11 protein-coding genes are annotated in these 14,340 nt (G+C 73.9%); 9 read left to right on the top strand and 2 right to left on the bottom strand.

Annotation, left to right across the window (positions count from 1 at the left end; all coding sequences use genetic code 11):
* Positions 1-76: 76 nt before the first annotated feature.
* A complete protein-coding gene (gene hemE / locus QOZ89_RS35210) occupies positions 77-1,183 on the bottom strand; it encodes a uroporphyrinogen decarboxylase (protein WP_071052896.1) in 1,107 nt (368 codons plus the stop codon).
* Between the two features lie 683 nt (positions 1,184-1,866).
* Between hemE and QOZ89_RS35215 the strand changes: the two genes are divergently transcribed.
* The 7 genes from QOZ89_RS35215 (at position 1,867) to QOZ89_RS35245 (ending at position 11,235) form a co-directional block, all read left to right on the top strand.
* Positions 1,867-2,280, top strand: a complete 414-nt coding sequence (locus QOZ89_RS35215; RefSeq protein WP_312628152.1) for a hypothetical protein — start codon at positions 1,867-1,869, stop codon at positions 2,278-2,280.
* 161 nt (positions 2,281-2,441) lie between these two features.
* A complete protein-coding gene (locus QOZ89_RS35220) occupies positions 2,442-3,128 on the top strand; it encodes a DUF3000 domain-containing protein (protein WP_083419729.1) in 687 nt (228 codons plus the stop codon).
* A gap of 644 nt (positions 3,129-3,772) precedes the next feature.
* Positions 3,773-5,095 carry an HRDC domain-containing protein gene (locus tag QOZ89_RS35225; RefSeq protein ID WP_083419730.1) on the top strand — a complete coding sequence of 441 codons (1,323 nt, stop codon included), beginning with the start codon at positions 3,773-3,775 and terminating at the stop codon, positions 5,093-5,095.
* 121 nt (positions 5,096-5,216) lie between these two features.
* Positions 5,217-6,197, top strand: coding sequence for a S1C family serine protease (locus tag QOZ89_RS35230; protein WP_312628157.1), 981 nt, complete (start codon positions 5,217-5,219; stop codon positions 6,195-6,197).
* Between the two features lie 751 nt (positions 6,198-6,948).
* Entirely contained in the window at positions 6,949-7,170 is a 222-nt protein-coding gene (locus QOZ89_RS35235; protein WP_312628159.1) for a hypothetical protein, read from the top strand.
* A 254-nt stretch (positions 7,171-7,424) separates the two neighbouring features.
* Positions 7,425-8,627, top strand: a complete 1,203-nt coding sequence (locus QOZ89_RS35240) for a thiolase family protein (RefSeq protein ID WP_312628161.1) — start codon at positions 7,425-7,427, stop codon at positions 8,625-8,627.
* Positions 8,628-8,928: 301 nt separating this feature from the next.
* Positions 8,929-11,235 (top strand): 3-hydroxyacyl-CoA dehydrogenase NAD-binding domain-containing protein, encoded by a 2,307-nt coding sequence (locus tag QOZ89_RS35245; protein ID WP_071052901.1) that lies wholly within the window; start codon positions 8,929-8,931, stop codon positions 11,233-11,235.
* Positions 11,236-11,399: 164 nt separating this feature from the next.
* Here QOZ89_RS35245 and QOZ89_RS35250 read toward each other — a convergent pair whose 3' ends face one another.
* Positions 11,400-11,612 (bottom strand): hypothetical protein, encoded by a 213-nt coding sequence (locus QOZ89_RS35250; protein WP_071052902.1) that lies wholly within the window; start codon positions 11,610-11,612, stop codon positions 11,400-11,402.
* 151 nt (positions 11,613-11,763) lie between these two features.
* Here QOZ89_RS35250 and QOZ89_RS35255 point away from each other — a divergent pair, with 151 nt between their 5' ends.
* Complete coding sequence (locus QOZ89_RS35255) at positions 11,764-12,015, top strand: DUF6158 family protein (RefSeq protein WP_071052903.1); 252 nt, start codon at positions 11,764-11,766, stop codon at positions 12,013-12,015.
* Positions 12,016-12,286: 271 nt separating this feature from the next.
* Positions 12,287-14,332 (top strand): phosphatidylglycerol lysyltransferase domain-containing protein, encoded by a 2,046-nt coding sequence (locus QOZ89_RS35260; RefSeq protein ID WP_083419731.1) that lies wholly within the window; start codon positions 12,287-12,289, stop codon positions 14,330-14,332.
* Positions 14,333-14,340: the final 8 nt, after the last annotated feature.

Consider the following 14,340-nt stretch of genomic DNA (forward strand, 5'->3'; position numbering starts at 1 on the left):
GATGTCGCGCACCCCGCGGCCGGCGGCGCTCGCGGGGGCCGGGTTGCCGGCCGCCGCGAGCGGGGCCGACGGATTCCTAGCCGCCATGGACGAGGTCGACGATGTGGGCGAGCACACCCGGGTCGGTCTCGGGCAGCACGCCATGGCCGAGGTTGAAGATGTGCCCCTCGGCCTTGGACCCGCGCAGCAGCACGTCGCGCACCTTCTCAGCGAGCACGTCCGGCGGGGCGAACACCGCGGTCGGGTCCAGGTTGCCCTGCACGGCGCGGCCCGGACCGACCCGGCGGGCCGCCTCGTCGAGCCCGACCCGCCAGTCGACGCCGACGACGTCCGCGCCCGCCTCGCCCATCGCGGTGAGCAGCTCGCCGGTGTTGACGCCGAAGTGGATCCGCGGCACGCCCGAGCCCTCGAAGGCCGCCAGCACCTTGGCGCTGTGCGGGGCGACGTAACGGCGGTAGTCGGCCTCGTCGAGCGCGCCGGCCCACGAGTCGAACAGCTGCAGCGCGTCGATGCCCGCGTCGACCTGGACCCGCAGGAAGCCGATGGTGATCTCGGCGAGGCGGTCCAGCAGGGCGTGCCACAGCGAGGGGTCGCTGTACATCAGCTGCTTGGTCTTCGCGTGCGTCTTGCTCGGCCCGCCCTCGACGAGGTAGCTGGCCAGCGTGAACGGCGCGCCGGCGAAGCCGATCAGCGGGGTGTCACCGAGCTCGGCGAGCAGCAGCCGGATCGCGTCGTGGATGTAGGGGACGTCGTCGGGCGACAGCGGGCGCAGCGGCGCGAGACCGGCGGCGTCGCGGACCGGCTCGGCCACCACCGGCCCGGTCCCGGCCACGATGTCGACGCCCACGCCGATCGCGACCAGCGGTACGACGATGTCCGAGTAGAAGATCGCCGCGTCCGTCCCGAACCGGCGGACCGGCTGCAGCGTGATCTCGGTGATCAGCGCGGCGTCCTGGCAGGAGTCCAGCATCGGCACCCCGGCGCGCAGCGCCCGGTACTCGGGCAGCGCCCGGCCGGCCTGGCGCATGAACCAGACCGGTGTGACGTCGGTCGGTTCCCCCCTGGCGGCACGCAGCAGGGGCGCGCTCTCGGCCAGCCCGGCCCGTCGGGGCCCGTCGGGCGCGGTCGAGGCGGACGGTGTTCCCACCGAGCCGCGCGCTCGCTGCTCCGTCGCGGCGTTCATCGCTCTCCCGCCATCGCTTCGCGACATCCGGGGACCCAACTTGCGCTCACGCCCATACTCCGATCGTGACACGCGCCGGCCGAGGGTGCCGAACCCGCGTAGCCAACGGCCCGCCGGCCCACCCGGGGGGCGGGCTCCAGCTCTTCTACGTCTGGTAGAAACTACTCCCCCCGGGAGCCCGGCCGCCGCACCCACAGCGGGGCGTTTCTGGCCTGGCCCGGCAGGCGCCGGCGGTGCTTCGATGCGCCCGACACAGCGCCAAGAATGCACATCGGGCGCCCAACAGCTGGAACCGGGACGCTCGCGACATGTGTGACGGGCCGTGCGCAGATGGTCTGGCCGCGACACGCCGGGGGGAATGCGTGGAGATCAGTCATGGTCGTGGCACCGTCTGAGCCGTCCGAAAGGGCTGGGAGTGCAGGCGATGTCCGAGCCGAGCCGGCGCCGCCTGCACGCTGCGGGGCAGCTTCGCCACGGGCCGCGATATAGCCCCGGGGGCGATCCCGGACCCCGATGTCGAGCTTCGCTCGACCGACGCGTCGGAGGCAGCCGTCACCACCACCGCCGGTCAGACGGCGCTGTGCACCGCGCCAAGCCTCGATGGCGGCGAGCCGCGCGGGCGGGCCTCCAGCGCTCACGACCATGCCGACCAGCAGAACCAGCCGGCCACAGGAGGTGCGGTCATGCTCCCTGGACGCGAGCCCGATCAGCCTGATCATCCCGCCCTGCGCGCGGACCCCGAGCGCCTCGCGCCGGGAGACCGGCGGGGAGCGGCCACCGCCGCCGATGGCCGCGAGCCGGCCGGCGAGTACCACCACTGCCCCGAGTGCGCCGACGAGCGGCGGTTCGAACGGCCGGAATGCCTCGACGGGCACGGCTCGGACTGTCCCGAGCTGGCCTGCGTGTATTGCGGTACCGCGATCCTGGTCGCGCCCCTGACCCAGCTCGGCGCGGAGCCGGACGACGAGGCGGAGCGGCCTCGGCCGCGGGTGGTCCGCCAAGCGGCACCCGGCCGCGAGCCGGACGCCTCGCCCTGCGGCAGGACGCGGCCACGTTCTCTGGCCAGCGCCGGACGCGCCCCGCGGTCACGAGCGTGAGCCTGTACAGCACGGCGCCGGAGCCACCTGCTCCCGGCGTCGTTCCTGCGGCCGTCGGCCCACATTGGGCAATCCCTCACCGGGCACACCCATCGGGGTCGAAGCAGCACGCTCCGGCGTCCGGGCAGCGGGATCTGCGCCCACGCCCTAACGTGGCCGCCATGGGCGCCCAGTTGTCCCCCGACGCCGGGGCCGCGCGAGCGGCGGCGACTGCGGTGGCCATACCAGCCCTCGCTGGACCGGGCCTTTTCGTCGCCGCGGCGACAGCCTTGCGGGAGGCGCTCGGCACGCTACGCCCCGAACTGGCCGTGCGGGAGACGACGCCGCCGAGCCGGGTCGCCCCGTACGCGCTCGCGCTCGCGGCCAGCCTCGCCGGTGACGACGAGGACCTCGCCGCCGGCCGGCTCGTCCTCCTGTTCGACCCGGCGGGGCACAACGCCTGGGAGGGCACCGCCCGGCTGGTCTGCTACGCCCGCGCCGCCGTCGAGCCCGAGGTCGCGGCCGACCCGATGCTGCCCGAGGTCGCGTGGTCCTGGCTGGTCGAGGCGATGGCCGCCCACGGCGCCGGCGCGCGCGCTCTCGGCGGCACCGTCACCACGACGACGTCGCGCCGCTTCGGGGTGCTCGCGCCCGACGGCGACAGCTTCGACGTCGAGGTGCGCTGCTCCTGGTCGCCCAACTGGGCGGAGACAGCCGGCCCGGTCCGTCCCGGCGGGGAAGGCGGGACGCCCTGGTCGGCCGAGGAGACCGCCGCCCACCTGCACGCGTTCGCCGACCTCCTGGCCGCGATGGCCGGTCTGCCGCCGCGCATCGCCGGCGTCGTCCAGCTCCCGGGACGCCGCTTCTAGCGAGCGAGGCGCTGGACGCGCTCGCCTCGTGTCGGGCGCTTAGCCTGACCTCCCAGATCGCTAACCTCCCAGATCACGACCTCCCAGATCGGCTTCGCCGATCCGGCAGGGACCCCGTCCGCCGATCCGGCAGGGACCCTGTCGCCGATCCGGCAGGGACCCTGCTCTTCGCCTGGTTCCGGGCCGGCGCAGATGACCGCGGTCCGGGCCGGAGTCGGGTCGGTGAGGTGGTTACGTTGGCGCAGCGCTAGAGGCGCCGTCACCGGTGGGCGCCGGGCTGCGTGAACAGCTCACCAGTACGACCTCCGCCACCGCTCTGTTCCACGCCCCAGGCCATGGCGAGCCTGGAAGGCCCCGATAAGGTCGGGAGCAGGTCGGCCGCCGCCATACGCATCAACCACGAACCACACGGGGAAGGCGCTCAGCGCCCGATGGCGGGCGCTGAGCGCACTCCGTGGGCGAGCCGCGTACATATGGCGGTACGCCGGTCACTGATGCCGGTAGCCTCGTTACGAAGCGTATAAACGGTACGTTTGATCCGCCGACCGGCCTGCCAACGGCGGCATTCACACGTACCATCGCCGATCGTGACGTCGACGGTTCCGAACTCAACACGGCAGCTCAGCGGGGGTGGCAGACCAGACGTGATCGACGCGGCAGAACCGGTGTCGCCCGCCGTCACCCCGCTGCTGGAACCGGTCGAGGGCGTGCCCCCCGTCACCTGCGACGCGAGGGCTCTCTCGGAGGTCGCCGAGCGGCTCGCGGCGGGTGAGGGCCCGGTGGCCTTCGACGCCGAGCGCGCCTCCGGCTATCGCTACAGCCAGCGCGCCTACCTGGTCCAGATCCGCCGGCGCGGCTCCGGCACGGCGCTCATCGACCCGGTCACGCTGCCCGACCTGAGCGTGATTCAGGAGAAGGTCGGCGAGTGCGAGTGGGTGCTGCACGCGGCGAGCCAGGACCTGCCGTGCCTGGCCGAGCTGGGGCTGCGCCCGACGCGGCTGTTCGACACCGAGCTCGCCGGCCGGCTGCTGGGCTATGAGCGGGTCGGCCTCGGGATGATGGTCGAGCGGGTGCTCGGGTTCGGCCTGGAGAAGGGACACTCCGCGGCCGACTGGTCAACCCGGCCGCTGCCCGAGCCATGGCTGCGCTACGCGGCGCTCGACGTCGAGCTGCTCGTCGAGCTGCGCGACGAGCTCACGGCCGAGCTCACCGAGACAGGCAAGCTGGACTTCGCCCTGCAGGAGTTCGCGGCGATCGTCGCCGCCCCGCCGCGCGAGCCGAGGGCCGAGCCCTGGCGGCGCACCAGCGGCATCCACCGCGCCCGCAGCCGCCGGCAGCTGGCGGCGGTCCGCGCGATGTGGACCGCCCGGGACAAGATCGCACGCGCCCGCGACATCGCGCCCGGCCGGGTACTGCCGGACAGCGCGATCATCGACGCGGTGCTGTCGGCGCCGGCGGACGCCACCGAGCTGGTCAAGCTGCCGGTGTTCTCCGGGCCGCGGCTGCGGCGCAGCGCCAGCGTGTGGATGACGGCGCTGACCCAGGCCGCGGCGCTGCCAGACGCGGATCTCCCGCCCGCGACCGCGTCCACCGGCGGCGACGGGCTGCCACCGCCCAACCGGTGGGCCGAACGCGACCCGATCGCCGCCGCCCGGCTCGTCCGCGTCCGCGCCAGCCTGAACAAGGTCGCCGGCGAGCAGAACATGCCGGTGGAGAACCTGATCGAGCCGGCGTTGACCAGGCGGGTCGCCTGGTCGCCGCCCGGGGAGCTCTCCGCCGCGACCGTGGCTGGCACGCTGCGCGCCGGCGGTGCCCGCGCCTGGCAGGTGGACCTGACCGCCGCCGCGATCGCTGACGCCCTCGCCGAGCCCCCCGTGGCCGAGCCCGGCCCGCCACGCCGGGCCGGCCGGTCCGCCGCCCCCGCGTCCGCGAGTCCCCTCGGCGGCGGCGCCGAGGCCGTCTCCTAGGCGCCGAGGCCGTCTCCCTGGAGGCGCCGTTCCCGACGCGGGCGGCCGGGCGGGTTGGCCTGGGATGTCCGCCGAACGCGAACCCGGGCACGATCCGTGGCCGCCGGTGGTTGCTCGCGGCATGAGTGATGACGTACCGCCAGCCCAGCGTGACGGATCTGTCGTCGGCGGCGAGCCGGCCGAGCAGGAGCCGCTCGACGCGTACTCGGCGGCGGTCGTCCACGTGGCGCAGACGGTGCTGCCGAGCGTCGCCAGCCTGCGGGTACGCGGCCGGCGCGGCCAGGGCGCCGGCAGCGCGAGCGTCCTGACCGCCGACGGCTTCCTGCTCACCAGCGCGCACGTCGTCGAGGGGGCGGAGACCGCCGAGGCGACCTTCACCGACGGCGCCGACGTCGTCGCCGACGTGATCGGGCGCGACCCACTGTCGGACCTCGCGGTGCTGCGGGCGCGCGGCGACGTGCCGCCTCCGGTGACGCTCGGCGACGCCGGCCTGCTGCGGGTCGGCCAGCTGGTGGTCGCGCTCGGCAACCCGCTGGGCCTTGCCGGCAGCGTCACCGCCGGGATCGTCTCCGCGCTCGGCCGCTCACTGCCGACCCAGTCCGGCCGGGTCGTCGACGAGGTCATCCAGACCGACGCGGCGCTCAACCCGGGCAACAGCGGCGGCGTGCTCGCCGACAGCCGGGGGCGCATGGTCGGCGTCAACACGGCCGTCGCGGGCATCGGCCTCGGCCTCGCCGTCCCGATCAACGACACCACCCGCGGCCTGATCGCCACCCTGATGCGCCACGGCCGGGTCCGCCGTGCCTGGCTCGGCATCGCCGGCGCCGAGGCCCCGCTGCCGCCGGCGCTGGCCGCCAAGGTGAGCCGGCGAGCCGGCCTGCGCGTCGCCCAGGTCGTCGACGGCAGCCCGGCCGAGCGCGCGGGCCTGCGCCGCGGCGACGTCGTCCTGTCCGTCGACGGCCAGGAGATCACCACCAGCACCGCCATCCAGAAGCTCATGGTCGAGAACGCGATCGGCCGCCGCCTTGAGATCACCGTCTGGCGAAACGGCGCCCTCGTCGACGTCGTGGCCGTCCCCCGCGAGCTGACCGACGCCGCGTGAGGCGGGCGGGCGCTGGACGCGCCGCCCCGCCTGTCGGACGCTGAGCGTCCTCCCCGCGTGGTGCCGGATACAGGCGTATGGCCGTGGTTGGTGTGGTGCCGGGTTGAGGACGTGGCCGGGTTGGCACTGCGCTGATGCGCTGCCACCTTCTGTGGCCAGGTTGGCACTGCGCTAACGCGCCGTCGCCAACTGTGGCTAGGTCGTGCTGGCAGCTCGGCGGGAAGGTGTCGTGGCCAGGTCGTGGGCGGACGGTCTCGCCCTGCCCGACACGATGGCTGCCCCATGATCCGGTGTGATGCTCGGAGTCGAAGAGGCTGTTGCAAAATTCGCCCACGGGCCCGATCCGGCCCACCGGATCAGTCCAGGTGGCCGGCGTTGGTCCGGCAGCGGCCACCTCGGCCGTACACACTCGACTACCGATCTTGGTCGGCTTGATTTTGCAACAGCCTCCGAAGCTCCGACGAAACCACCGGATGACGTGGATGGGTGCCGCGTGGGCGACAGTCGCCGGGGCGACGAACGCGGTTCGAGGAGCGGATCCCGTCCCCAGAATGACGGCACGGCCTAGCCAGCAGGTCATCAGGCCGCGACCGCGGATCCCGCCTATCCCTCAACTCCCCCGCGCCGACGTTCTCGTGAGCCCAGCGCCCCCGACAGCGCCTACCTGACGCAGATCGGCCACGGTCAGCTGTGGGCCGCCTACCAGCGGCTGTGCGCCCAGACGCTCGACGAGCACGCGGCCGCCGGCCAGGTGTACAGCCTCGGCCACTTCCAGAATGACCTGCAGGCCCAGAACGCCCGGGACGGCGGGCCGATCCGCGCAGCCAGCGTCACTGGCGTGACGCTCGCGCCCGCGCCGGCCACCGAGTCCGAGCGCGACGTCACCGTCCTCGTCCGGCGCGAGCACGCGGCCGCCAGCCGCGCCTACCGCGTCGACCGCCAGGACGGCCGCTACTGCCTGCGCACCGTCTGACCCACCAGCTCCCGCGAACTGCCCGCCGGGCGGCGAAGGGGTGGCGGCCCGTCGTCGTGTCCCCGTTGCCTCCACCGCCGTCGTCGATCACCGGCGGGGTGGGCGAGGCCGGGCGGACCGGGCGGGGTGGGCATGGACGACACCTGGCGGGCGTTACCTACTCATCGGTAACTCTGTCGTAGGCTGGCTGGGTGCCACCGGGTGACGCCGGCGGCACGGCCCAGCCGAGCCGTTCCTCGCCGGGGAGGACCCACGTGTTCAAGGCATCCCGCGGTGCAGTCCGCGACGTCGTGTTCGTCGACGGGGTACGGACCCCGTTCGGCAAGGCCAGGGGGGTCTACGCCGAGACCCGCGCGGACGACCTGGTCGCCCGGGTCATCCGGGACCTGATGCGGCGCAACCCGTCGCTGCCACCGGAGCGGGTCGACGACGTGGCGATCGCCGCGACGACCCAGATCGGCGACCAGGGGCTCACGATCGGCCGGGTCGCCGGGATCCTGTCCGGGCTGCCCGAGTCGGTGCCTGGCTACGCGATCGACCGGATGTGCGCGGGCGCCGTCACGGCGGTCACCACCACGGCGTCCGCGATCGGCATCGGCGCCTACGACGTGGCGATCGCCGGCGGCGTCGAGCACATGGGCCGCCACCCGATGGGCGAGGGCGTCGACCCGAACCCGCGCTTCGTCTCCGAGAAGCTGGTCGACCCGTCCGCGCTGGTCATGGGCATGACCGCCGAGAACGTGCACGACCGCTACCCGGACATCACCAAGGCGCGCGCCGACGCCTACGCCGCCGCGTCGCAGGAGAAGGTCGCGAAGGCCTACGCGGACGGAAAGATCCAGCCGGACCTGGTCCCGGTCGCCGCGCGGCACGCCGAGACCGGCTGGGAGTACGTGACGGTCGACGAGCCGCCGCGGCCGGGCACGACCGTCGAGACCCTGGCGCATCTGAAGACCCCGTTCCGCCCGCACGGCAAGGTGACGGCCGGCAACTCGGCCGGCATCAACGACGGCGCGACGGGCTGCATCCTGGCCGCGAGCGAGGTCGCCGACGAGCTGGGCCTGTCCAAGAAGATGTCTCTCGTCGGGTTCGGGTTCGTCGGAGTAGCGCCCGAGGTGATGGGTGTCGGCCCGATCCCGTCGACCGAGAAGGCGCTCGCCCGCACCGGTCTGACGATCGACGACATCGGCCTGTTCGAGCTGAACGAGGCGTTCGCCGTGCAGGTGCTCGCGTTCCTCGACCACTTCGGCCTCGCGGACGACGACCCACGGGTCAACCCCTACGGCGGGGCGATCGCGCTCGGCCACCCGCTGGCGAGCTCCGGTGTGCGGCTGATGACGCAGCTCGCCAGCGAGTTCGAGGAGCACCCCGAGGTCCGCTACGGCCTGACCGCGATGTGCGTCGGCTTCGGCATGGGCGCGACCACGATCTGGGAGAACCCCCACCATGCTGGCTGATCTGTCCCCGGGCGCGTGAGGCTCCGCCATCATCGCGCCCTTCGGCAACCTCTGCCTGATGCTGGGACGGCACCACCAGGCGCGGAGGCGTGCCTCCGCGGAGGCCCGGCCACGAGCAAAGCGAAGTGGTTGGGCCGCAGCGGAGGTCGCCGTAGCGCACGTTCGCGGAGGAGGACGCGGCGCGGAGGAGGACGCGGCGCGCAGGTCCCTTGGGAGCGAAGCGAGTAAGGGGCCGTAGCGCCGCGTCCGGACGGAGCGAACCAGCGACTCAGCCCGCACGGAGCGAACCAGGAGATACCGCATGAGCAGCACTGACGTCGCGCTGGACTTCCCGGACGAGGTCGTCACGCACGCCTACGTCCGTTATGCCCAGCTTCCCGGGGTCGACGGCCCGGTCGCCCTGATCACGCTGGACAACGGGCACGACCACACCCGGCCGAACACGTTCGGCCCCGCCGGGCTGCGCGAGCTGCTGGCCGCGGTGGACGAGATCGAGGCGCACACGCCGCCGGTGGCCGCGGTCGCCGTCACCGGCAAGCCGTTCATCTTCTGCGTCGGCGCGGACCTGTCGTTCCGGTCGTCCTTCACCGACCCGGACGCGATCCGGCCGGCCATCGAGAAGCTCGGCGAGCTGGGGCACATGGCGCTGCGCCGCGTGGGCGAGGGCCGGCTCGCAGGCCGGAAGGTGCCGACGTTCGCGCTGGTCAACGGCGCGGCGATGGGTGGTGGCCTGGAGCTGGCGCTGCACTGTGACTACCGGGCGTTCTCCGCCGGCATCCCGGTGCTCGCGCTGCCGGAGGTGTTCCTCGGCCTGGTGCCTGGCTGGGGCGGCACCCAGCTGCTGCCGAACCTGGTCGGCGCCGACAAGGCGGTCACCCTCGCGATCGAGAACCCGCTCAACACCAACCGCACCCTCAAGGGCCCGCAGGCGGCGAAGCTCGGCCTGGCCGACGTCCTGCTGGAGCCGGCGGACTTCCTCGAGGAGGCGCTCGCCTGGGTCGGCCAGGTGCTGCGCGGCCTTGGCCAAAGCCCGCGCCGGACCTACCAGATCGCCGACCTCCCAGATCGGCTTCGCCGATCCGGCAGGGACCCTGTCGCCGATCCGGCAGGAACCCCGGATGGCGAAGCCTCGCGCGGGCGGCGGCTGTCCGACGACATTGTCGACCCGGTCGCCGCCCGCCCGGCCGTCGAGCGCGGCCAGGCCTGGACGGACGCGCTCGCCCGCGGCCGGGCCCTCGCCGACGCGAAGCTGCACGGCGCCGCGCCCGCCGCCTACCGCGCGCTCGAACTGCTGGCCCTCGCCGAGACGGCCGACCGCGACGCCGGCTACGCCGCCGAGACGACGGCGCTCGCCGACCTGTCGGTCTCCGAGGAGCTCGCCGCGAGCCTCTACGCCTTCGACCTGACCCAGAAGCGCGCCCGCAAGCCGGTCGGCGGGCCGGACCCGAAGGTCGCCCGGCCGGTGTCGAAGGTCGGCGTCGTGGGCGCCGGGCTGATGGCCAGCCAGCTCGCGCTGCTGTTCGCCCAACGCCTCGAGGTGCCGGTCGTGCTCACCGACCTCGACCAGGCCCGCCTGGACAAGGGTGTCGGCTACGTCCACCGCGAGGTCGACAACCTGCTGCTGCGCGGCCGGGTCTCCCACGACAAGGCCAACCGGCTCAAGGCCCTGGTCACCGGTTCGCTGACCAAGGAGGCGTTCGCCGACGCCGACCTCGTCATCGAGGCCGTCTTCGAGGACCTGAAGGTCAAGCAGGCGGTGCTCGGCGAGCTCGAGGCGGTCGTACGCCCCGACGCACTGCTGCTGACCAACACCTCGGCGCTGTCCGTGACCGACATGGCCGCGGGCCTCGCGCACCCCGAGCGGGTCGCCGGCCTGCACTTCTTCAACCCGGTCGCCGTGCTGCCGCTCGTCGAGGTCGTGCGGGCGGCCAGGACAGACGACGCGGCCGTCGCCACGACGCTGGCGGTGGCCAAGAAGCTCGGCAAGAACGCCGTCCTCGTCAAGGACGCGCCGGCGTTCGTCGTCAACCGGCTGCTCACCCGCTTCCTCGGCGAGGTGCTCGGCGCGATCGAGGAGGGCACGCCGGTCGCCGAGGCGGACGCGGCACTCGACCCGCTGGGCCTGCCGATGTCGCCGCTGACGCTGCTCGCGCTGGTCGGCCCACCGGTGGCCCTGCACGTCGCGGAGACGCTGCACGACGCGTTCCCCGACCGGTTCCGCTCCCCCACCGGCCTGGGCCGGGTGGTCGCCGCGGGCAAGACGAGCGTCTACACGACCGGCCCGGACGGCGCCCAGATCGTCGACGCGGAGGCCGCGGCGCTCGCCCGCGGCCCGGTCGCCGGCGACGGCGCGTCCGCGGGCTCGGCGCTCGCCCCGAGCGGCGAAGAGGTCCGCGCCTCGGCGCTGTCGGCCCTGGCCCAGGAGATCCGTCTGCTCCTCGATGAGGGCGTGGTCGCCGAGGCCGCCGACATCGACCTCTGCATGATCCTCGGCGCCGGCTGGCCCTTCCACCTCGGCGGCATCACCCCGTACCTGGACCGCATCGGCGTCAGCGAGAAGATCGCCGGCGCCCGCTTCACCCCACCCGGCGTCGCCACCGTCCGCTGACGGCACGTCCCCGTCCGGCCGCCGCGGGCCCCCCAGCCAGGCTGGGGGCCCCGCGGCGGTCTCGCCGCGCCGCAGTAAAACCCGTGCCGCGCTGGCTGGCCGACGAGACCGAGCGGGCGCGAGCACTGTCCTGATCCGGATCTGTTCGGCCGAGCCCACGGTCGTCAGGATGAGACGTCCCCTGAGGGCACACGCCGCTCGTGGCGGGCACGGGGTCCGGTGGACCGGCGGGTGCGGGTCCCGGTGTCGACCTGACGGCGGTGTGATGCTTCGGGCGCACGCTCACGGTCGTCGGCGATGCTCTGCGCGATCATGTTGAGGGTCCGCGCCCGGGTCTTGTCGTCGAGTCCGGTCAGGAGACTGTCCAGCACGCCCATCGCCCACTCCGTTTGGTTCGTTCGGTTTCCCCCCGATTCCCACGGAGCCGCGACTAACACGAGGCTCGCCATGATTCACATGATTCATCCATCAGTCGAGAGATCATCGGGTGCCCGGGATAGATCGGGGTGATCCGGGTACCTCGCCGCCATGACCGCTACGCAGCACGCCATCGGAGTCCCCGCGCCCCAGCTCAGCGACGATGACCTGCGCCACGAGCTCGACCGGCTGCACGCCACCCGCCACGACACGGTGGTCGGCGGCAGCGAGGACGCGCTCGCGACCCACACCCGGCGGATGCTCGAACTGGAGGCCGAGTACCTCACCCGGTTCCCGGTCGAGTCGGCTCCCGACCCCGCCCGGACGCGCGCGGGCGCGCGCCGGCTCGCGGCCGGCCGCTGACGCGGCGAACGTCCGCGCGGCGCGCACGCCGCCAACCCCACCGGCGCGAAGCCGACGACAACGACCGAAGCACCACGCGCGACCACGAAGCATCACGTGTGTGGCCCGGCACAAAGGCCCTTCCTGCCGGGCCACACACGTGTCACCGCCCGCGGACGGGCGTCCTCAGCCTGTCCGCGGGCCGCGCGACGTGCGCACCTGATCGCGAGCCGCGGGAAACTGAGACCGGGCACGGGATCAGGACATCGTCGGATCAGGCCAGAATGGGCCCATGACCAACCGGGCACCGTCGTCGAGGCAGGCACGTGCCGCTTCCCGGCCGCCGTCGACAAGCCCCACGGCGGGAAACGCCACGTCCCCCGCCACCCGCGGCACCGCGACGCTGGGCGCGCGGACGGCCAGTCCTCCCGCCGCCGGGCGGATCAGGGCGGGCCAGCGTCGTGGCCGAGGCGGGAACCTGGCCGATCGCGGCCCGGCGCCCACGGGCACGGCGACTGGCTGGCGGCGAGGAGCCTCGCCACGGGCGGCCGCGCTGCTGGCGTACGGGCTCGGGCTGATCGACATCCTGTCGGCGGTCACGCCGCCGGGCCATCGGCGGATGGCCGAGCTGCGCGCCATCCTGCCGACGGGTATCCCGGAGCACGCTCGGACGCTGACGGTCCTCGTCGGCGTCCTGCTGGTCCTGCTCGCGCATGGGCTCGCGCGCCGCAAGCGGCGCGCCTGGCAGCTCGTGCTCGCGCTCGCCGCCGTGAGCACGGTGCTGCACCTGCTCAAGGGCCTCGACTACGACGACGCCGTCGGGTCGGCCGCGGTCACCGGCTGGCTGCTCTACCGCCACCGGGACTTCCACGCCGAGCCGGACCCGTCGAGCCGCTGGCGGGCCGTCGGCGCTTTCGCCGCGCTGTTCGGCCTGTCGGTGGGCAGCGGCCTGCTCATGCTGCGCCTGGGCTGGTCGAGGTCGATCAGCGAGTACCCGCTGTCCGAGCAGATCGAGCATGTGCTGGGCGGCATGATCGGGATTCACGGCCCGGTCGGCTTCGCCTCGGGCCGGATCGACCGGATGGTCGCCAGGACGCTCGCCGCGATGGGCCTGCTGACGGTGGCGCTGCCGACCTGGATGGCGCTGCGCCCGCCCCGGCCGCACCCCCGCCACGACGCGGACGACGAGGCCCGGCTGCTGGACCTGCTTGCCCGCCACGGCGGCGACGACTCGCTCGGCTGGTTCGCGCTGCGCCGGGACAAGGCGGTGATCTGGTCGCCGTCGAGGAAGTCCGCGATCGCGTACCGGGTCGTCGGCGGGGTGATGCTCGCCAGCGGCGACCCGCTCGGCGACCGGGAGGCATGGCCGGGCGCCATCGCCGAGTTCCTGCGGGTCGCCGCCCGGCACGCCTGGGTCCCGGCGGTGATCGGCTGCTCGGCGTCCGGCGGCACGGCCTGGACGAGGGCCGGCCTGACCGCGCTGGAGCTGGGTGACGAGGCCGTGCTCTCCGTCGACGACTTCAGCCTGGACGGCCGGGCTATGCGCGGGGTCCGCCAGGCGGTCGCCCGGGTCGAGCGCGCCGGCTACGAGGCGAAGGCCGCGCGGGTGCGTGACCTGCCGGCGGCGGAGCTCGCCGAGCTGAGCCGGCTGACGCGCGCCTGGCGCGGCTCGGAGCGGGAACGCGGCTTCTCGATGGCACTCGGGCGGTTCGCCGAGTGCGCCGCGGGAGCCGGCGGCCAGGTCGGCCCCGACGACGGTGGCCGCGGCGGTGACGGTGACGACAAGGCCGCCGTCGCCGCGTGCGCCGCCGACTGTGTCGCCGTGACCGCCGTGAGCCTGCCCGAGGCCGGCCGAGTTCCGCCGGCCGACGGGGATACCGCCCCGGCCGGCGGCGCGGTGCGCGGGCTGCTGCACTTCGTGCCCTGGGGCAGCGACGGCCTGTCCCTCGACATGATGCTGCGCGACCCGCGGGCCGACAACGGGCTGACCGAGTACCTCATCGTGGCGACCGTCCGCGCCGCCCGGGAGCTGGGCGTACGCCGGATCTCGCTCAACTTCGCCGCCTTCCGCCAGGCCCTTGAGCTCGGCGGCCGACTCGGCGCGGGCCCGGCGGCCAGGAGCGGCCGGTGGCTGCTGGTGTTCCTTTCCCGCTGGTTCCAGATCGAGAGCCTCTACCGGTTCAACGCCCGGTTCCAGCCGGCCTGGCAGCCGCGCTACATCTGCTTCCCCACCAGCCGCGACCTGCCCAGGGTCGCCGTCGCCATGATGGAGGCCGAGGCCTATCTCACCTGGCCCAGGCCTTGGCGCCGTTCCCGCCAGCCCCAGCATCCCGGCTAGACCGCCGA

The organism is Pseudofrankia coriaricola, assembly GCF_032027725.1.
Lineage (GTDB): Bacteria > Actinomycetota > Actinomycetes > Frankiales > Frankiaceae > Pseudofrankia.

What these genes read in the sequence shown, in the direction of transcription:
- QOZ89_RS35250 (WP_071052902.1), bottom strand. Translation starts at nt 11,612, where the DNA reads ATGGGCGTGCTGGACAGTCTCCTGACCGGACTCGACGACAAGACCCGG.
- hemE (WP_071052896.1), bottom strand. Translation starts at nt 1,183, where the DNA reads ATGAACGCCGCGACGGAGCAGCGAGCGCGCGGCTCGGTGGGAACACCG.
- QOZ89_RS35220 (WP_083419729.1), top strand. Translation starts at nt 2,442, where the DNA reads ATGGGCGCCCAGTTGTCCCCCGACGCCGGGGCCGCGCGAGCGGCGGCG.
- QOZ89_RS35255 (WP_071052903.1), top strand. Translation starts at nt 11,764, where the DNA reads ATGACCGCTACGCAGCACGCCATCGGAGTCCCCGCGCCCCAGCTCAGC.
- QOZ89_RS35260 (WP_083419731.1), top strand. Translation starts at nt 12,287, where the DNA reads ATGACCAACCGGGCACCGTCGTCGAGGCAGGCACGTGCCGCTTCCCGG.
- QOZ89_RS35230 (WP_312628157.1), top strand. Translation starts at nt 5,217, where the DNA reads ATGAGTGATGACGTACCGCCAGCCCAGCGTGACGGATCTGTCGTCGGC.
- QOZ89_RS35245 (WP_071052901.1), top strand. Translation starts at nt 8,929, where the DNA reads ATGAGCAGCACTGACGTCGCGCTGGACTTCCCGGACGAGGTCGTCACG.
- QOZ89_RS35215 (WP_312628152.1), top strand. Translation starts at nt 1,867, where the DNA reads ATGCTCCCTGGACGCGAGCCCGATCAGCCTGATCATCCCGCCCTGCGC.